Annotated in this window: 18 protein-coding genes; 10 read left to right on the plus strand and 8 right to left on the minus strand. The window is 63.1% G+C overall.

The annotated features are described in order from the left end of the window. Nucleotides 1-78 precede the first annotated feature (78 nt). The 3 genes from AB0O58_RS13685 (at nt 79) to AB0O58_RS13695 (ending at nt 2,016) form a co-directional block, all read left to right on the plus strand. Nucleotides 79-384 carry an aldehyde dehydrogenase family protein gene (locus tag AB0O58_RS13685; protein WP_230593486.1) on the plus strand — a complete coding sequence of 102 codons (306 nt, stop codon included), beginning with the start codon at nt 79-81 and terminating at the stop codon, nt 382-384. A gap of 162 nt (nt 385-546) precedes the next feature. Then, nucleotides 547-1,278 carry a GAF and ANTAR domain-containing protein gene (locus tag AB0O58_RS13690; protein WP_052061577.1) on the plus strand — a complete coding sequence of 244 codons (732 nt, stop codon included), beginning with the start codon at nt 547-549 and terminating at the stop codon, nt 1,276-1,278. A gap of 138 nt (nt 1,279-1,416) precedes the next feature. After that, nucleotides 1,417-2,016 (plus strand): hypothetical protein, encoded by a 600-nt coding sequence (locus tag AB0O58_RS13695; RefSeq protein ID WP_032400688.1) that lies wholly within the window; start codon nt 1,417-1,419, stop codon nt 2,014-2,016. Nucleotides 2,017-2,036: 20 nt separating this feature from the next. Here the strand turns inward: AB0O58_RS13695 and AB0O58_RS13700 are convergent, their stop codons facing one another. Genes AB0O58_RS13700 through AB0O58_RS13710 form a run of 3 tightly spaced genes read right to left on the minus strand, consistent with a single transcriptional unit; the run spans nt 2,037 to nt 3,446 of the window. Then, nucleotides 2,037-2,435 (minus strand): VOC family protein, encoded by a 399-nt coding sequence (locus tag AB0O58_RS13700; protein ID WP_230593487.1) that lies wholly within the window; start codon nt 2,433-2,435, stop codon nt 2,037-2,039. 40 nt (nt 2,436-2,475) lie between these two features. Next, the gene (locus tag AB0O58_RS13705) at nt 2,476-2,919 is read right to left on the minus strand and encodes a universal stress protein (RefSeq protein ID WP_032400689.1); all 444 of its coding nucleotides are present in this window, start codon (nt 2,917-2,919) and stop codon (nt 2,476-2,478) included. Further along, nucleotides 2,916-3,446: a flavodoxin domain-containing protein gene (locus AB0O58_RS13710; RefSeq protein ID WP_032400690.1), complete on the minus strand. Its 531-nt coding sequence runs from the start codon at nt 3,444-3,446 to the stop codon at nt 2,916-2,918. Before AB0O58_RS13710 ends, AB0O58_RS13705 begins: the two co-directional genes overlap by 4 nt. Nucleotides 3,447-3,866: 420 nt before the next feature. Here AB0O58_RS13710 and AB0O58_RS13715 point away from each other — a divergent pair, with 420 nt between their 5' ends. The 3 genes from AB0O58_RS13715 (at nt 3,867) to AB0O58_RS13725 (ending at nt 6,476) form a co-directional block, all read left to right on the plus strand. After that, complete coding sequence (locus tag AB0O58_RS13715; RefSeq protein WP_366238279.1) at nt 3,867-4,436, plus strand: DUF5994 family protein; 570 nt, start codon at nt 3,867-3,869, stop codon at nt 4,434-4,436. Between the two features lie 181 nt (nt 4,437-4,617). Continuing rightward, nucleotides 4,618-5,562, plus strand: coding sequence for a carbamate kinase (locus tag AB0O58_RS13720; RefSeq protein WP_032400692.1), 945 nt, complete (start codon nt 4,618-4,620; stop codon nt 5,560-5,562). 17 nt (nt 5,563-5,579) lie between these two features. After that, nucleotides 5,580-6,476 (plus strand): alpha/beta hydrolase, encoded by an 897-nt coding sequence (locus AB0O58_RS13725; protein ID WP_366238280.1) that lies wholly within the window; start codon nt 5,580-5,582, stop codon nt 6,474-6,476. 412 nt (nt 6,477-6,888) lie between these two features. On the opposite strand, the gene AB0O58_RS13730 is transcribed toward AB0O58_RS13725, so the two are convergent. Further along, nucleotides 6,889-7,785 (minus strand): universal stress protein, encoded by an 897-nt coding sequence (locus tag AB0O58_RS13730; RefSeq protein WP_032400694.1) that lies wholly within the window; start codon nt 7,783-7,785, stop codon nt 6,889-6,891. A 192-nt stretch (nt 7,786-7,977) separates the two neighbouring features. Here AB0O58_RS13730 and AB0O58_RS13735 point away from each other — a divergent pair, with 192 nt between their 5' ends. From AB0O58_RS13735 to AB0O58_RS13750, 4 genes are all read left to right on the plus strand, one after another. Further along, the gene (locus tag AB0O58_RS13735) at nt 7,978-8,634 is read left to right on the plus strand and encodes a response regulator transcription factor (protein ID WP_032400695.1); all 657 of its coding nucleotides are present in this window, start codon (nt 7,978-7,980) and stop codon (nt 8,632-8,634) included. Further along, a complete protein-coding gene (locus AB0O58_RS13740; protein ID WP_032400696.1) occupies nt 8,627-10,339 on the plus strand; it encodes a GAF domain-containing protein in 1,713 nt (570 codons plus the stop codon). Before AB0O58_RS13735 ends, AB0O58_RS13740 begins: the two co-directional genes overlap by 8 nt. A 107-nt stretch (nt 10,340-10,446) precedes the next feature. Continuing rightward, the gene (locus AB0O58_RS13745; RefSeq protein ID WP_032400697.1) at nt 10,447-11,289 is read left to right on the plus strand and encodes a universal stress protein; all 843 of its coding nucleotides are present in this window, start codon (nt 10,447-10,449) and stop codon (nt 11,287-11,289) included. After that, the gene (locus AB0O58_RS13750; protein WP_032400698.1) at nt 11,286-12,170 is read left to right on the plus strand and encodes a universal stress protein; all 885 of its coding nucleotides are present in this window, start codon (nt 11,286-11,288) and stop codon (nt 12,168-12,170) included. The genes AB0O58_RS13745 and AB0O58_RS13750 overlap by 4 nt, the downstream gene beginning before the upstream one ends. 6 nt (nt 12,171-12,176) lie before the next feature. Here the strand turns inward: AB0O58_RS13750 and AB0O58_RS13755 are convergent, their stop codons facing one another. From AB0O58_RS13755 to AB0O58_RS13770, 4 genes are read right to left on the minus strand one after another with little or no spacing between them, the layout of a single operon-like run. Continuing rightward, a complete protein-coding gene (locus AB0O58_RS13755) occupies nt 12,177-12,512 on the minus strand; it encodes a cupin domain-containing protein (RefSeq protein ID WP_283550196.1) in 336 nt (111 codons plus the stop codon). Further along, nucleotides 12,509-15,211 carry an HAD-IC family P-type ATPase gene (locus AB0O58_RS13760; RefSeq protein WP_155288726.1) on the minus strand — a complete coding sequence of 901 codons (2,703 nt, stop codon included), beginning with the start codon at nt 15,209-15,211 and terminating at the stop codon, nt 12,509-12,511. The genes AB0O58_RS13755 and AB0O58_RS13760 overlap by 4 nt, the downstream gene beginning before the upstream one ends. Nucleotides 15,212-15,246: 35 nt before the next feature. Beyond that, nucleotides 15,247-17,637 (minus strand): phosphoketolase family protein, encoded by a 2,391-nt coding sequence (locus AB0O58_RS13765; RefSeq protein WP_366238281.1) that lies wholly within the window; start codon nt 17,635-17,637, stop codon nt 15,247-15,249. After that, nucleotides 17,634-18,560 (minus strand): universal stress protein, encoded by a 927-nt coding sequence (locus AB0O58_RS13770; RefSeq protein WP_230593489.1) that lies wholly within the window; start codon nt 18,558-18,560, stop codon nt 17,634-17,636. The genes AB0O58_RS13765 and AB0O58_RS13770 overlap by 4 nt, the downstream gene beginning before the upstream one ends. Nucleotides 18,561-19,066 lie beyond the last annotated feature (506 nt).

Here is a 19,066-nt window from a genome sequence, read left to right on the forward strand (position 1 = left end):
GAGGCTGTTCGGGAACGTCACAGCATTACTTGCTCGACTTCTTCACGCAATCAACCCCTTGCCTTCTCACGCGGGTAGGTGGACTCGGACAATCCGGCATACGACATGGAATTCTTCGGCCCTGTCGCGTTGATCTGCAGACCTGTCGACGCCGATGACGCTGTCCGCATCTCCAACGACTCCAGCTATGGGCTCGGTGGGTCCATCTTCACCGCTGACGTCCAACAAGGACAGGCACTCGCCGAGAAGGTCGACACCGGAATGGTCTTCGTCAACCACCCGACCTGGACGCGAGCCGAACTGCCGTTCGGGGGCATCAAGAAGTCCGGATACGGTCAGAGCTGTCCTCCGCCGGCATCGAAGAGTTCGTCGACAAGAAGCTGATCAACACCGTCCCATCGCTTCGCCGGCCTGACCTCTGCACATACGGTGGCGTACCCCATTCGACCGGTGGACGGGGTACGCCAGTGCGGCACAGGCCGTAGGGTTCGAGGTGGGCAGGCGCATACCCGAAAGGTATGTGTGCCCACGACGGAGTGAGCGGTGATGAACGCAGAAGAACACGAAGACGACCTCCGGTCGAGCCTGGCCGACCTGAGCGAATTATCGATGGCCAATCTGTCTTTGTCGGACACCCTCTCTCACGTGGCGGAATTCGCGGTGCGGGCCATTCCCGGCGCGGACGGTGCCGGATTGACGCTCCTGCATCCTGACCGCCCCGACACGATCGTCGCGAGCGCAGATTTCGTCCGTGTCGTCGACGACATCCAGTACGGACTCGGCCAGGGCCCGTGCATCACGGCGGCCGCCGAGGGCATCACCGTTCGATCCGGTTCGCTCGAAACCGACCCGCAGTGGCCGGAATTCGGTCCGAAAGTCGGTCGTTTGGGAGTGCACAGCGTATTGTCTCTACCGCTGATCACCGCAGGCGGCGTGCTCGGCGCAATGAATGTCTACGCACACCGGCCCCACGCTTTCGATGCCCGCGCCGCCGAGTTGGGCGAACTCTTTTCGGTTCCGGCTGCGATCTCGGTGCAGAACGCACGTGCGTTGGCCAGCGCTGCCCGGCTCACCGAGCAACTCGAAAGGGCTCTCAACAGCCGGGCCGTGATAGATCAGGCAATCGGGATTCTCATCAGTCGAAGCGGTTGCACCGGTGCCGAGGGATACGACAAGCTCCGATCGCTGAGCCAGAGCGAGCACAAAAAGGTCGCAGTGATCGCTGAGGCCATGGTGGGCGAGGCGATGAAGGCGGCTCGCTCACGTTCACGCAAATAAGAGCGTAGCGTTGCCGTTGCAGGCGCAACCCCAGGAATCGAGTCCGACTTTTCCTCGCGCCGGCATATCTGCCCGGGCACGACGCTGCGGGTGTATCGGAAGAATCGAATAGGCGATTGGGCCGCACCTGGATTCTCGATGAAACTTCGGCCTCGATTGCTGGACGATCTTGCGACACTGACCGAATCACTGGACAACTCGACCGTCGATCTCGCGCGTTTGGCCGGGCAGTTGGCAGCCGACATCGATGTCGCCGTCTCGGCCGTGGTCTCGATCACCCTGACGTTGATCGTCGACGGTGAACGGTTCGACGTTTCGATAGCGACGAGCCGCCCGCATCAGGGGGCCGTTGCATCGTCGCTCGAATTCACCCTCGCCGGTCTTCCGGATTCGCCTTCGGCCAGACAACTGCTGATCCTCTCCGGTACAGCCGGAGCGCTTGTCGACTTCGCAGCGGATGTGGGCTTCGCGCTCGGGCTCTCGGAGGGTTCGGCTGTGCTGGACCGACACCTGGTCCGCAGCGGCGGTACCGACTACGTACCGGCCGACCCGCGTCTTCTCGCCGACGTGAGCAAGGTGAACCAGGCGATCGGTGTTCTCGTTGCAAGCGGCCGCACGGTTGCCGAAGCGCGTGCAGAATTGCGCAGACTTGCCGAGCGCTGGAACCGATCGACGGTCGAGGAAGCCGGGCGCACCCTGAGCGATGCCCGTGGCTGGTTCCCGCCTCAGCTACCGTAGGGCCTGCGCCGGACGAACGCTCAGCGAAAACGATGGGCAATGACGCTGCGCGGCAACTGCACTGGACTGGGATACGCGACCAGTACTCGGTTTCCGTCCGGGTCACAGCCGTCGACGTAGCTGACCCCGCCTTCACTGTGCGAGTACGTCGACGGATACCACTTTCGGAGTCGAGTACCAATCTCGTTGAGCGACTCCATGCGTTGTGCGGCCCACATGATCTCGTTGACTCCGAGAGCTCCTATCGGTCGCTGCACGGACGTCGGGTCCGCGTGCAGGTAGATTTGAAAACCGTTCCGGGCCAACAGTAGAGCTGCGTCTTCCTCCCTGATGGAAACGGTGAACTCGAACACCGAACAATAGAAGTCGATCGATCGGGACAGTTCTCGCACGCGGATCAACGCGGATGCGACTGCCACCGTGGCGATGTGTGAAGGGATCGCCCCGGTGGTGCCCGGGCTAGAGATGATCCCTCGAATGGACCACAAGCACTGGGCAGTGCGCATGTTCGGCACACTGCGAGCTGACAGAACCCAGGAGCAGACCGACGAAGCCGCCGTGGCCTCGGCTCCCGACAACGAGAATCTCGGCGTCGTGGCTGGCGTCGAGCAGGACCTTCGCAGCAGAACCCTGCCTCGCTACCTGTTTCAGACCTGCGGGCACGTCGGTGCCGAATGCAGCAGCCGTGGCCTCGGCGAGTACCCTCACAGCATTTTCCGCGGGCTCGACCTCGATGACATAGCCGGTGTCCATGTACGGCTGGTACTGCCAGACATGGATTGCTTCCAGCGTGGTCGACAAGGCAGTGGCCAGATGCTGTGCGCGTTGCAGGGCAAGGATCGAGGAGGGTGATCCGTCGACCCCCACCACGATGGGGCGGCCGGTCGGCTCGGTAGCGGTCATGACGATCGGCCTTTCTCGGGTGAGGAGACCAGTCGTTCGGTGAGGATGCCGCTGATGGCTTCGGCCCATCGGGCAACATCTGCGGGTGATCTGCTGTCACCGTCCGCAGCCTTGATCAGCCGAACGACCGCACGCTCGAAGCGTGACAACCTCGAGTGGTCCAGTTTGCCTCCGAACACACGATGCTCGATTGCCCAGTCGGCCTTTGTCTCTTTAGGCTGAGTCTTCGTAGGCGTGCTGCCGTCCACCGGGCCACTCGAGAAGAGCCACACAGGAATCGCTTCCAGTTCGGCTTGTTCCCTGGCGATCAGCGAACGTGCGTCTCGGAGCCATCGGCCCATGTAGACGCCGCTGCCGATGATCGCGGCGTCGTACTCGGCAATGCTGTCGACATCGACGGCGTCACGAACGTCGACTGTCGTCGTGCTGTCGACGTTCGACATTTCCCGCAGAATGGATGCGCCCAGCCACTGTCCGATTTCTCGGGTGGCACCGTGGCGGCTTGCTGTTGCGATCAGGATTCGCATGTGGACGTCCTGTCAATGTTGGTTCGGGTTCGGTTGAATCGCAGTGCAAGGCCATCCATCTGTGTCAGGTACTGCACTCGATCCAAGTCGCCGCGCGCATATCGCGCGGCGAACAGCTCCTCCAACGTGTTGGGTCCGGCACTGTCGAGTGAAGGAACGAGAATCATGCCGGGTGGTCCTTTGTCGTGGAGGGAGACTGCTCGATGATCACTCTGCGCTGCGGGACCGCCGCCGAATAGGGACTTACGACCCACAGGCACGGCCGAAGGTGATCGACTTCCTGTTTTCCCGGAACGACATTCGCGACGCGCCACGTGGCCTCTCTTTCGAGTACCTCCTACCCTGTCCTGCGACCTGCAGCGTCGATAACCTTCGAATGGGCAGAGCATGTTGCCTGTCCATCGACACGATCGGATCACCATGATGCACAGCCCGACCACCACGATCGGCCCACTCGCGAACGGGGACCGTGCGTTGCCGTCGGATCCCGACCGTCGTCTGATCCTGACCGTGCCCGGTCCCGGGACACCCTCGGCCGGCGAGGTGGACGGTGGATGGCGTTCGTACAGCGATGATCTCGAGTACGAACTTCCGGAACTCGTTGCCGCTCTGACTCGGCTCCTCGGTCCGATCGACCGGGTGCTGTACAGGTTGGACGAGTGGCAGCACGCGCCCAGGCGCGTCATGGTCGGTTCTAGAAGCGTCCGGTTGGACGGGTACCGCTCGCAGCCGGCCCACACTCTCGGTGTGCGGAGCCTCGATGGAATCAGGTTGGCGCTGCTGGTGATACCCAAGAAGCTGAGTGAGCCTGCCGCACAGGTCGTTCTGCGGTGCGCGGGGGAGTACGGGAATACGGAATCCGTACAGCAACTACTCGGTCTGACGCTGACGGACGTCGCTCCGTTCACCGATCCGGTCGTCGCCGCCCAACGGTGGGACTCGGACGGTGGCACCGCATGGACTCCGAACGCCCTCCACTCGAATTCGTAGAAAAGGACCTTCGGCAGCGGTGCGGGGGCATCCGACCGTGGCTCTGGGGCAGTCGCAACACGCACGCTGGTGGCGTGCGCAGATTCGACAGACTGCCGCACCCGGCTACGAGGAGACCTGTTGACCATGGACCTGATGCACATCACTCGCGTAGTTCTCGTCACGGCAGTGAGTAGCTGACATGCGCGTCGTCATTGCTGTCGGCGGAAACGCGTTGCTTCGTTCCGACGAGCGCTCCGACACCGCCGAACAACTCGCGCATGTTCGTTCGGCGGCAATCGCTCTCGCACCCATCGTTCGCGAACACGAAGTCGTCATCTGCCTCGGCAACGGACCTCAGGTGGGGCCACTCGCCCGGGAGAGCAGCTTGCACGCGGCATTGGTACGCCCTTACCCGTTGGATGCAGTCGGAGCTCAGAGCCAGGGCATGATCGGTTACTGGCTGTCGCAGGCCTTGCGCAACGCGGGCATCGTCAAACCGATCGTCAACCTGACCACGCAGGTACTCGTGGATCCGGACGACGTGGCCTTTTCAGATCCGACCACGTTCGTCGGAGCCGTCTACACGGAGTCCGAAGCCCGCGCCGCCGTGGACGAGCACGGTTGGTCCATCGCTCCCGACGGCACAGGGTGGCGTCGAACAGTACCGTCGCCCAGCCCGATTCGCGTGATCGAGCAGGAATCGATCACGCGCTTGGTCCAGGCCGGCTCCGTCGTACTCTGTGGCGGCGGTGGCGGTGCCCCTGTCGTCGAGGCAGCGAGTGGCCAGTTGCGTGGAGTGGATGCGGTCATCGACAAGGACCTGACCGCGACGCTGATCGCCCTCGACTGCGGTGCCGATCGTCTGCTGATTCTCACTGACGTGCCCGCTGTCGTCGACCACTTCGGCACCGCGCAGGCGGAGCCGCTGGGCAACGTCTATGTCGACGAACTGGACCCCGCCGCCTTCGCGGCCGAGTCGATGGGCCCGAAAGTGCAGGCCTGCAGCACCTTCGCCTGGGCGACCGGGCACTTGGCATCCATCGGTGCGCTCGACGATGCGCAGAACGTGCTCGACGGGATCTCGGGCACAACGGTTCTCGACCGTCGAACCGAGGACATCGCGGCCGGACGGCGTGCAGTATGAGCCAGGGAAAAACGCCGATGACCGTCCTCGTCCAGACATCAGACGGCCGCAACCTCGAAGTGCTCGACACCGGCCCCGCGGACGCCTTTCCGCTCGTCTACCACCTCGGCACACCGCAGGGTGCGGTGCCGTTCTCGACCCTCGAACGCGCTGCGGTGGAGCAGGGACTCCGGGTCGTGTCCTACTCACGGCCCGGGTACGGAACGTCGTCTCCGCGCCCGAACGGTGCAACCACTGCCCAGGTTGCCGACGACGCCGCCGACACCGCGGCGGTGCTCGACCACCTCGGGATCGATGAGTTCCTGACAATCGGCTGGTCGGGTGGGGGACCGCGAGCACTGGCATGCGCTGCGATGCTGCCAGGACGATGCCTGGCCGCTGCCTGCTGCGTCGGGATAGCGCCGACCGCTGAGTACGACGGTGACATACGCGATGGAATGGCCGAAGAGAACGTCGATGAGTACACGGCCGTCTTCACCGGTGCGTCGGCACTGGAGTCGTTTCTCGATGTCCGCAGAGGTTTCTTCAGTGTCACGCCGGATCAGGTGGCGGCCGGATTGGGAGCCTTGGCTCCACCGGTCGACCGCGCTGCGCTGACCGACGAATTGACGGAGTATCTCGCTGCGTCGGTGAATGCGGCCGGCCGTCAAGGGATCGTGGGCTGGCGCGACGACGACCTGACCCACACGCGCCCTTGGGGTTTCGACCTGCGTGCCATCACTACCCCGGTGTCGATTTGGCAGGGCAGCCTGGACACGATGGTTCCGTTCGCGCACGCTAGGTGGCTCGCCGCGAACGTAGCGGGAGCGCAGGCCCATCTGATCGAGGGAGAGGGGCACGTCTCCCTGATGACTCGGGTACCTGCGATCCTCGAGGACCTACGGAGCCTGGGTGGAGTGCTGCGGAAAAGCTAGACGCTCTGCGCCGCAGTAGCATTCGCAGCAATGCTTGCGCAGCATCATTCTGGCCATGACGAATCCGATGGGCTCGCCCAAGTAGCGTCCGAAGAACAGGCGACCCTTCAGTGTTGCTGCATGCGAATCTTTTCCGCGCTCGATCAGTCGAGTTCTCCCACCGGGAGGGGCGCGAACGTGGAACGACCATAGTGCCCGGTCTCTCGTATCTGGTCCCCGCCCAGCAGCACGAAGTCCGTGCCGTCGTCGACCATGGGCACTGTAAGAGGTGGTGATTGTGGGTGCTGAATCAAGGAGTCGCCAACCATGAGCGTTTGAAACCGAGGGTCGAGTCCCGTTGCCGCCATGATGTTGCAACCGACGATGTCTTCCAGTCCGCAGCAATTGTAGAAGCCCTCACGCTGTTGTCCGATTAAGTCAACGTTCTGTTGCGGGCGGCACTTGGCACGATGGTGACCGGACACGATGCGCGTGCCATCACCGAGCGGCTGGTGGAGCCGAGCATCATTCCGGTGAATCCTCCGCGACCGTGACTTCCCAGCACCAGTAACTGGGCGCTTTGCGCGTGGTCCAGCAGTGCGTGGACCGGGCGGTCTCTGACCGCCACATGACGCAGTGCCACCGTCGGATGCCGACGCGCGCAATCATCGACGGCCCTTGCCAAGACGTCGTCGGCTTCGGGGCGGTGCACCGCCCATTCGAGGCCGGGAACCGACATCCCTATCGACAGATCGGAATCGGCCCATGCGTGTACTGCTGTGACCGGCGCGCTTCGTACTTCGGCCTCCTCGAATGCCCACTCCACCGCGGCCATGGCGGCCGAGGTTCCATCGACGCCGACGACGACCGCTTCGGACTGTGTGTAGCCACCCGTCGGCCACGCATGTACGACCGTGACCGGACAGTGCGAATGCGTACTCAGTGCAACGCTGACCGAACCCAGCGAACTGCGCTGTGCTGCACCGAGTCCGCGCGTCCCGATCACAACCATCCGAGACGTCTCGGACAGCTCGAGCAAGGTGGCAGCGGCGGGCCGGTCCGACAGAAGTACGTCGACGGCGATGGTGGACACGGCCGACCCCCTCGGCTGAGCTATCGACATCGCCTCGTCCAGAATGCGGTTCGTTTCGAACCTCAGATGCGCGGATGTCCGTTCGGGCAGGGCATCGAGGCCCGTGAGAACTGTCGGGACGGCCGAGACGATCGTGAGGTCGGAGCCGTGCAGTTCGGCATCGAGCACGGCCCACCGGACAGCGTCCAGAGACGCGGCTGAACCGTCGACTCCGACGACGGTGTGGGGTATGCCCATTTGGTGTTTCCCTTCGTGGTGGTGTCAGAGATCCATCAAACACTTCGGCCCGGTGTCCGCGCGCCAGGACAACTACACCGACGTCAGGGACTTTCGGCTCCAGTTTCGATGACCAAAGGTGAAGCTCCCTCGCCCGCGGGTCCGTAGTGTTGGGGGAGTTGCGCCCAAGAGGACGCGGGTGAGGGGTTGGACGTGGTCACAGTGTTCTTGGTCGACGATCACGAGATCGTGCGTCGAGGTCTGATCGATCTCATCGATTCCGATCCCGATCTTTCTGTGATCGGTGAAGCCGGAAGTTGCGCACAGGCACTTGCTCGTATTCCCGCGTTGCGGCCGGACGTCGCCGTTCTCGATGTTCGACTGCCCGACGGCAACGGCATCGAGCTCTGCCGTGAATTACTCGACCGACTCCCCGATCTCAAATGCATGATGCTGACCTCGTTCACCGAGGATCAAGCCATGCTCGACGCGATCCTCGCCGGCGCGAGCGGATACGTCGTCAAAGACATCACCGGTATGGAGCTGACCCGCGCGATCAAGGACGTCGGCTCGGGTAGGTCTCTGCTGGACAATCGCGCGGCGGCAGCGCTGATGGACAAGCTGCGGGCGGGTACGGCCGCTCCCGGACCGATCGATCATCTCACCGGGCAGGAACGGACACTGCTCGACCTCCTGGGGGAGGGGCTGACGAATCGACAGATCGCCTCTCGAATGTTTCTGGCGGAGAAGACAGTGAAGAACTACGTCTCCCGGCTGCTCGCCAAGCTCGGGATGGAGCGCCGCACGCAGGCCGCGGTGTATGCGTCGAGGTTGGCCGATACGCAACAGAAAACGGCGTCGGATGGATGATCGGAACGGCGACCACGCCTCCGGACTGCCTCAGCTCCGACTCGGCGAACTGCTGGCCGAGGTGCAGGACCGAATCGGACGTATCGCGGATGCGCGCGTGCAGGCGGACGGTCTGCTCGACGCGATGTTCGTCATCACCTCCGGCCTCGACCTGGAAGTGACGTTGCGGTCGATCGTCGAGTCGGCAGTCAACCTAGTCGGTGCCCGGTACGGTGCACTCGGTGTCCGAGGCGACGGACACGATCTGAAAGCGTTCATCCATCACGGTATGGACGAGGACGTTCGCGAAGCCATCGGCCACCTACCTACCGGCCGAGGTGTGCTGGGTCTGCTGATCGATCAACCCCATGTTCTGAGACTCGACGACCTCTCGGCACATCCGGAAGCGGTGGGCTTTCCGCCCAACCACCCGCCGATGAAATCGTTTCTCGGCGTTCCTATTCGGGTGCGCGACGAGGTGTTCGGGAACCTGTACCTCACCGAGAAGAAGGACGGAGCCCAGTTCACCGAGGACGACGAGGTGGTGACGCGAGCTCTCGCCTCGGCGGCCGGAATCGCGATCGAGAACGCACACCTGTACGAGGAGTCGCGGATCCGTCAATCGTGGATGGAAGCGATGCGGGACATCGGCACCGAACTGCTGGCCGGCAGCGACATCGACGAAGTCCTGCACATGGTGTCGAGACGAGCCCTGCATCTCACCAGGGCCGACACTGCGTTCATCGCTGTTCCCGCCGATGCGGACCAGCACGCCGATGTCGTTTCCCGGTTGAACATCTCGGTCGCCGAGGGGCACGACTCAGACGCTCTGGTGGGTTCGCTTATCCCGATCGAGGGATCGAGTTCCGGTGCGGCATATCGTCTTCGGACCGCTACCCGTAAGGAAAACTTGGACTACGGGCCCAACGAGCACGTTGCGGACACGTTCGGCCCGGCGCTGATCTCGCCACTACGGGTAGCGGACGGCGTGCGAGGCGTCTTGGTGACGTTGCGCCGCAAGGGCGCACCGGTGTTCAACGACTCTCAACTAGATCTCATTTCCAGCTTCGCCGACCAGGCCGCGCTCGTCATGCAGATGGCCGACACCACACGGCGAATGCATGAGCTGGACGTCCTCGCGGATCGCGACCGGATTGCCCGGGACCTCCACGATCACGTCATCCAACGGATCTTCGCGGCCGGGTTGTCGCTGCAGAGCACGTTGCAGAAGACCGAGCTCCACGATATTCGTCAGCGTCTGGCTCGCACCATCGACGACCTGCAGGACACCGTCCAAGACATCCGCACGACAATTTTCGATCTGCAGAGCGCAACTCATTCGACCACGCGTCTACGGCAGCGCGTCAACGGTGCCGTACTCGAACTCACCGAAAACGTTCCCATTCGCGCCGTGGTTCGCATGTTCGGGCCGCTGTCGGTCATCGACAGTTCCCTCGCCGACCACGCCGTCGCCGTCATTCGTGAAGCGGTGAGCAACGTCGTCCATCACGCCCGGGCCGACACAGTCAATGTGACCCTGGCTGTTGGCGATGATCTCCGCATCGAGGTCTCCGACGACGGAATCGGGCTGGCAGAGGACGTCACTCGTAGTGGATTGGCCAACCTCGAGGCCCGGGCGGTCGATTGCGGTGGCGCGGTGATTCTCAGGCCGTCCGCAGCCGACGCAGTTGGCACGGAGCTGATCTGGTCGGTGCCGCTGCCCTGACGGCGGACGACCTTGGTCACTAGTTCCGATGACCTCGGACTGCTGTGCCAGATGTGCCTGCGCTCGTAGCGTTCTCGTTGTAGACGCGCACCATCGAGAGGCACCTGATGAACACTTCACATTCCACCGGACCGGTCACGGTCGGTATCGACGGATCGGAGACCGCACTCGATGCGGTCCGGTTCGCCGTACAGGAGGCACGCGGGCGGGGCACGTCACTTCGCTTGGTCCACGTGATCGACAGACACGCAATGCCCGAAACCGTATACGGAGCGCCGGATATCGACGCTGACTACGCCCAATCGGCGTTGAGTCGCGCAGTGGATGTGGCCGCGGCGGCCGATTCGACGGTTGCAGTGGAATCGGTCGTTCTGCAGGGCCGGCCCGAATCGGTGATGTCGACCGAAGCCGGATCTGCGTCATTGCTGGTACTGGGGACCACCACCGGCAATGCGGTGGCTGCCTGGGTACTCGGATCGATGGTCGGTGCCGTGGTGGAAGCATCGCCCCATCCCGTGGCGATCGTCCGTCACTTCGACGCTCGAGGGCACGGCCCGGTAGTCGCGGCGCTGGGTGATATCGAGGTATCGGCGACCGATGTCGTTGTGAATCAGGCATTCCGCGAGGCATCGATGCGAGAGGCCAGCGTGCTGGCGGTGCATATCCAATCTGTCGCATCCATTCTCACGGCTGCTCTCAGTGGCCCTGCCGACGGGCTTCATCCCGAATCGGCAATGGACGTTCGGCTCGAACCCTTCGGGGACGACTACCCGGACATTCGCGTGGCGTCGGTGTACGCCGAGGCCGACTCGGAATCGGAACTGGTCGCTATGTCCGAGACAGCCCAGCTGATGGTGGTCGGTCACGAACGAGACCGAGTGCCGGGACGAACGCTGACCGCCTTACTGCGGCATGCCCATTGCCCCGTCCTCGTCGTCCCGCACGCATGAGTACCTCGAGGCAGTCCCCGATCGTCGTCGGTGTCGACGGCTCCGGCTCGTCGCTCGACGCAGTCGGTTGGGCCGCGCGTGCGGCCGAGCTGCGTGGGGTACCGGTGAAGCTGGTGTCCGCATACCAAGTCAAAGTCCTGTACACCAGCTTCGTCGCGCTGCCGTCTCACATCGGCTCCGAGGAGCATGCAGCCGCAGAGTCGATCCTGGCCTGGGCTTCGCTGGTTGCTCGACGTTCGGTGAAGAACCCGGACGCGCTCGCCATCATGAGCGAATCGATTGTGGGACCGACGATTCAGGCCATGCTCGATCAGAGCTCGAATGCCTCGATGATGGTGGTCGGCTCGCGCGGCAACGGCGAATATTTCGCCGAACTGCTCGGCTCGGTGAGCACCGCCGTGGCCGTTCAAGCACACTGCCCTGTGGTCATCGTGCCGGGAAGCGTCGAGTTGTATTCGCCACGAGGCCCTGTTGTCCTCGGAATCGACGGGTCGCCGCACAATCAGAAGGCCGTTCGGTTGGCATTCGACGAAGCCTCGCTCCGGGGAACAGAATTGGTTGCAGTCCACGTGTCGACGGACGAAATGGTCTTGTCGCCCGACGCGTCCGAGACCGACAGATCCGACGCGATCGTGTCGAACGGCCGAACCGTGTTGGCAGAGAGCCTGTCCGGCTGGACCGAACAGTATCCGGACTTAGTGGTTCAGCGAAAAGTTTTGCGCGGCAATGTGGTCGAGAAGATTCTCGAGGTGTCACCGCGCGCCCAAGCCGTCGTCGTCGGTTCGACCGGCCGCAACGGTTTCAGCGACAGACTGCTCGGATCCACCGTCCGATCGCTGGCTCATCGCGTCGACTGTCCGTTGATCATCGCTCGCGGGTGACCATTGTCATTTCAGTGTTTTGACCACGGTCAGCACCACGACGGAGTCTTCGATCGCATCGAGACCGTGTGCTGACCGTGGCACGACGAGCAGATCACCGTCGCGACCTTCCCAGGCGTTGCCATCGGCAGTAAGCGTCACGCGCCCCCGGAGTACCTGGACGGTGGCCTCACCCGGGTTGTTGTGCTCGGCCAGAGAACGCCCAGCGAGAAGTGCGATGACGGTCTGCCGCAGTGCGTGCTCGTGGCCACCGTAGACGGTGATCGCCGAACGTCCGCTCGAGGCCCGTCCTGCGGCCTCGAGTTGTTCTCTGGCGTGGGCTTCCAACGATTGCTTCTTCATGATTGTCCGTCCTCTGTCGTCGTTGTTGTGCGGCTGGTTCGGCTCCGAAAGCGTTTGTCGATCGCGACGACCAGTGACAGTACGACCGACACCGCTGCGATACGTATCCAGGAGTCGACCCCGATCGGGGCGGTATCGAACAAGTCGTTCATCGCCGGTACATACGTGAGTGCGATCTGGCCGGCGATTTGGGTGAGCACCCCAACGACAATCCACCGGTTGGTGAACAGCCCGATATGCCAGGCAGATCGAGTCAGTGATCGACAGCTGAACAGGTAGGCGATCTCGGCAGCGACGAACATGTTGATCGCGACAGTGCGTGCCTGCTCAAGGGTTGCCCCGCGTCCCTGCTCCCACTCGAACATCGCCCAGGCACCGACCACGAGGACGGTCGACACCAACCCAATCCGCACCATCAGAGCCCTCGTCAGCATCGGCTCGTCGGATCGGCGCGGCAACCTGGACATGGTCCCGGGCTCCTTGGGCTCGAACGCCAACATCAGGCCCAATGCGACGGCCGTGGTCATGTTGATCCACAGAATTTGAGTAGGCAGGATCGGCAGAGCGGTGCCGAAAACTATCGCGACCAAGATGATGAGGCCCTCGGCAAGATTGGTGGGCAGCGTCCACGCGATGAACTTGGTCAGGTTGTCGAACACACCACGGCCTTCTTCCACCGCTGCTTCGATGGTCGAGAAGTCGTCCTCGGTGAGCACGACATCGGCCGCATCCTTGGCCACCTCGGTCCCGCTGCGGCCCATCGCGACCCCGATGTTCGCCTGGCGAAGAGCAGGCGCATCGTTGACGCCGTCACCCGTCATTGCTACAACATGGCCGCGCGATTGCAGTGACTCGACGAGGTGAAGCTTCTGTTCGGGGCTGGCCCTGGCAAAGACGACCGCACGATCGACTGCGGCCGGATAATCGCCCGCGCTCAATGACGACAGATCGGATCCTGTCAGCACAGATCCGTCGCCGTCACCTCGATCCAGCAAACCGACCTGCTGGGCAATCACGGTCGCAGTCACGGCGTGGTCACCGGTGATCATCTTGACGGAGATCCCGGCGGAGCGACAGGCCTTTACAGCGGACGTCGCGGCCTCACGTGGCGGGTCCATCATGGCTTCGAGGCCCGTGAACACGAGCGTCCCCGGCAGGCCGTCCACCGTGAAATCCACTGCGGTTCCGGCAGTGGTGCGCGCAGTGGCCAACACGCGAAGTCCGCGTCCTGCGAGTTCGTCGGCTGCTTCGGATATCCAACGACGATCGATCGGACGCAGCGTGCCTTCGGAATCCATCATCGACTTACTCATAGCGAGAACGCGTTCCACGGCACCCTTGACGAGTGCAAATTCTTGCTCGTCGTTGCAGGAACGATGAAGCGTGGCCATAAATTGCCGGTCAGAGCTGAACGGAATGCTCCCCGACCGCGGATGCCCATCGAGGAAACCCTGGGTGTCGATATCGGCTTTGATCGCAGCCACGACCATCGCGGCTTCCGTTGGATCTCCGACAATCGTCCACTTACTTTCTATCTGTCGCAGTGACGCGTCGTTGCACACGGCACCCGCGAGCAGCGACCATCGGAGGGCGCCATCGGGGCCTGCAGAGACGACATTGCCATCGTTATCTGCCAGGTCACCGACCGGCTCGTAACCCGAACCGGTGAGCGCGAATTCGCCGTCTATTGTCCACACAGCGCGCACCGTCATCTGATTCTGGGTCAGCGTGCCGGTCTTGTCGGAACAGATGACCGTGGTGCTGCCCAGGGTCTCGACAGCGGGCAGCTGCCGGATGACAGCACCACGCCGTGCCATCCTGGAGACCCCGATGGCCAGAGTGATCGTCACCGCTGCAGGCAGTCCCTCTGGAATTGCGCCGACGGCGAGTGCGACTGCGGCGACGAACGTTTCGCCGGTGTCCTGGCCTCGGAGCAGCCCGACTCCGAAGGTGACAGCGGCCAGCCCGAGAATAGCGAACGTCAAGATCCTGCCGAACTCCGCGAGTTCGGCAGTCAGCGGTGTGGTCAGTGGCTGAGCTGCTCCGACAAGACGGTGAATACCCCCGAGTTCGGTGTCGGACCCGGTGGCGACGGTGATGCCGGTCCCCGTTCCTGCCGTTACCAACGTGCCGGAATAGCCCATGTTGCACCGATCGGCGAGGAGGGTCGACAGCGGCACTGCGGCGGTACCTTTGGTGGACGGTTCGGATTCTCCGGTCAGGGTGGACTCGTCGATCTCCAAGCCGATCGTATGTATCAACCTGAGATCGGCAGGGACCTTGTCTCCGGCTTCCAAACGCACCAGGTCGCCCGGCACCACGTTCTCGGAGGACATGGAGTGCACATTTCCGTCGCGGACCACCCGCGCCGGAGTCTGCGCCATAGACCGGAGGGATTCCAGCGCTGACCCAGCCTTGGACTCCTGAATGAACCCGATGGCTGCATTAAGTACCACAACAGCGAAAATGACTGCGGAGTCGACGTATTCGGCCAGTATTGCTGTGATCGTGCCGGCGATGATCAGAACGTAGATCAACGGATTGTGGAACTGACCGAGCAAACGGCGGGGCCATCCGGGGCCTGCTCGGGTCGGGAGCACGTTGAGCCCGAACCGGGTGGTGCGTAGGGCCACCTCGTCGGTGCTCAGACCGCGATCGAGGTCGGAAGAGACAGAGACCAGCACCTCGTCGACGGACATGGCGTGGCGTTCCGCAGTGTCTGCGCTCACAAGCGTCACGACCACCGCCACTGCCGAATCTCGGGTAGATCCTCGAAATGTTCTCGGATGTATGCGTCGTGCCGGGTCAGTTGGTCTTGGCAGTGCTGCCGCAGTTGTTCGGCACCGGCCGGCGCAGTGTGCGCTCGGTCGAGTGCTGCGAGGGTGAGGTGGTAGCGACTGATCTTGTTGAGCACCACCATGTCGAACGGTGTTGTTGTGGTGCCTTGTTCGATGAATCCGCGAACGTGGAACCGTTGGGCGTCGGGTCGGCCGTGCACCAGCTGGTGCACCGCACGGGGATAGCCGTGAAACGCGAAGACTACGTCCACCGAGGCGGTGAACAGATCCACGAACTGCTCGTCGGTGAATCCGTGCGGATGATCGACGATGGGGAGCAGCGCCATCAGATCGATGACGTTGACCACGCGAAACCTGAGTTCGGGAGTCCACGTACGCAACAATTCTGCGGCAGCGAGGGTTTCCTCGGTCGGTACGTCGCCGGCGCACGCCAGAACTATCTCGGGATCCTCCTCTGTGTCGGCCACTTCGGTGCCGGCCCAGTCCCAGCGGGAGGCACCCGCTGCTGCATGCACGCGTGCCTCGGGAAGCGTCAGATACTGGGGATGGCTTTGCTTGTCGACCACCAGCACGTTGACGTGTCCGCGGCTGCGAAAGCAGTGGTCGGCAACGGCGAGAAGAGTATTGGAGTCCGGCGGCAGCCACACACGCACCACATCGGGTGCCAGTGGAATCACCGCGTCGATCAGCCCGGGCCCCTGATGGCTGAACCCGTTGTGGTCGTTGCGCCAGCACGTACTGGTGAGCAACACGTTGAGTGACGCGACGGGTGCTCGCCAGGCCAGAGTGGCCGCATGCTGCAGCCACTTGGTGTGCTGGATCAGCATCGACACGCTCACCATCGCGAAAGCCTCGTAGCTGGCGAACAGGCCGTGTCGGCCCGACAGCAGGTACGCCTCGAGCCAGCCCTCGCACAGATGCTCGCTGAGCACCTCCATCACGCGGCCGTCGGGACCGAGGTTGTCGTCAAACTCGGTTGTCGGCAGCTGCCAGCATCTGTCGGTGGCCTCGAACACGGCCTGCAGACGGTTGCTCGCGGTCTCGTCGGGGCAGAACAGGCGAAAGTTTCCGCCGCCGTTGGGCCGTGCGTTGTCGATGTAGATATCGCGCATCATCTCCCCGAGCACGGTGGTCGTCTCGTGCGACGTGTGCCCCGGGGACTCGACGGTGATCGCGTAGTTCTCGAGGTCTCGAATGACCAAAGGCTGCAACAGCTTTCCGCCGTTTGCGTACGGAGTGGCACCGAGACGTTCGGTGCCCGACGGTGCGAGCTCGCGAACGGCAGCCACCGGGGTGCCGTTGTCGTCGAACAGCGATCGGGGATCGTAGGAGAGCAGCCACTTCTCGAGCAGATCCAGATGTGCTGGGTTCTCGCGGACTCCCGACAGCGGCACCTGGTGCGCCCAGTGGGTGCCCTCGATGAGCTTGCCGTCCACCTCGTGCGGTCCGGTCCAGCCCTTGGGAGTCCGGAGAACGATGGCGGGCCATTCGATGTCGTGCTGTGGCTCGCCGTTGCGGGCGGCGTGCTGGATTCTCTCGATCGTCTCGTGGGCTCGGGTCAGGGCACTTTCGAGAGCCGGGAACACCTCTCGTGGATCGTCACCTTCGACAAACAGCGGTGCCCACCCTTGACCGCCCAGGTAGTCCGCGATCGATTGATCGGTGCTGCGTCCGAGAACCGTCGGTCCGGAGATCTTTCCGTCGTTGAGATGCACAATGGGCAGCACTGCGCCGTCACGGACCGGATTCAGGAACGCCGGGATCTTCCACGAACCCGACAGCGGACCGGTTTCGGCCTCACCGTCGCCGACGACACAGGCGACGATCAGATCGGGGTTGTCGAACGCTGCACCGGCGGCGTGGATCAGGGCATAGCCCAGCTCGCCACCCTCGTGGATGCTGCCGGGCGTCTGGACGCTCACATGGCTCGGAATGCCACCGGGAGTGGAGAATTGGCGACACAGACGTCGCGCACCGTCGCTGTCGAGCGAGATATCCGGATAGATCTCGCTGTAGGTGCCTTCGAGATAGGTGTTCGCGACCAACGCCGGACCGCCGTGGCCCGGACCGGTGACGTACAGCCAATCCGAACCGGTTCGGCAGATCAGGCGATTGAGCAGCGTGTAGATCATCGACAGTCCGGGGCTGGTGCCCCAGTGCCCGAGCAGCCGTGGCTTGATGTGTTCCACCGTCAGCGGTTGCCGTAGCAAGACGTTGTCCTGCAGGTAGATCTGGGCGACCGTCAGATAGTTCGCCGCTGCCCAATACCGCAGATCTGCGTCGAGATCATCAGGGCTGTAGGTTGTCTCGGTGGCGGACGCGGTCATCGGTTCGTAGGTACGACGACGACGGGAACATCGACCGAATGCAGCACTGCCCGTGAGGTGGACCCGAGAAGCATCGACGCGAAGCCGCCCCGGCCGCGGCTACCGACCACGATCAGCTGCGCGCTCTCGGAGGCGCGGACCAGTTCGCGAACGGGTCTGTCCTGAACCACTACTCGGCGAACGGTCACGTCCGGGTAGTCCTCCGTCCATCCGGCCAGGCTCTCGGCCAGCGATGTCTTCTCTGCCAGTTCGGAATCGGCCCACGGACCTTCTTCGTCGCGGGTCAACACGCTCCCGAGCTCGAGGTCGCTCCACGCGTGTACGGCAACGAGGTCGACACCTCGCATCGACGCCTCGTGCAACGCGAATCCGATGGCGGGCTGGCTGTTGGACGTGCAATCCACACCCACGACCACCGGCCCGTCGCTGACGGTGTTCGACTTGATCACTGCAACAGGACATTTGGCGTGCGACACGACGGCGGTACTGACCGACCCGACCAATCCGCCGGTGAACTCACCGAGGCCCCGTGAGCCGACGACGATCAAGGCAGGCGCGACGTCGAAGTGCGTCAGATTGCGTGCAGCCGAGCCATGTTCGAGACGAGTATCGAGGATCAGCGAATTGCCTGCCGCAGTCTTGTGCGCAACGTCGACCGCGGCGGTCAGTACCCGCTTGGCCTCGACGTCCGGATCTGCGAACGCGCCGATCCGGAGGCTGATCGCGTCGCCGTAGGTTCCCGGCGCGAACAGTGACGACGTGACCAACTCGAGCGGGGCGTGGCGTCGAACAGCCTCGCGTGTTGCCCAACGCACCGCGTCGAGCGATGTGGCAGATCCGTCGACTCCGACGACGACCCGGCTCGATGCATTCATGATGTATTCCCGTCCGTTGACTGTCGTGTTCAGGTTCACCTCGAGCATGGCCGGTTTGTTCGAGCGCGTACAGGGTCGGAAGTCCCTCGACGCGGGGCGGAATGCCCTGACCGCTACCTGGGGGTGTGCCGTACTCGCACGGTGGCGCATAGATCGCGTAAAGCGCGCCCGGAGATCGGAGAGCCATCGGTATGTCCAGTCATGAAGTAATGCTTCTGGTGTAGGCACGACATCGCCAGATATGCATCAAGGACGACACCGCGCGTGTAAATGCGATCGCTGGGAGACTGTCGCGTCTTCGCCGTGCACGATCGAATGCACGGGTGTCATTTTCAGTGACGTCGATGCCGCGATCGGTAAGACGGACCCTTCAGGCCCATCGAGGTGTGGAAGTTGCGGTGGCCTCAGTCCCGCATTTCTTTACTTGTCAACTTTTCTTGACGGTGCGGTAACTGCCGTTTTCCGTGCGATGTCGTCGGCGGGATCGTGTCTGTCGTTGGCAACTCGGCAACTGTTCGCTTCGGTCAGCATCATCGCCGGATGGCTAACGCCTC

Origin of the sequence: Rhodococcus sp. NPDC080181, assembly GCF_040702225.1 — a bacterium.
Classification (GTDB): Bacteria; Actinomycetota; Actinomycetes; order Mycobacteriales; family Mycobacteriaceae; genus Rhodococcoides; species Rhodococcoides fascians.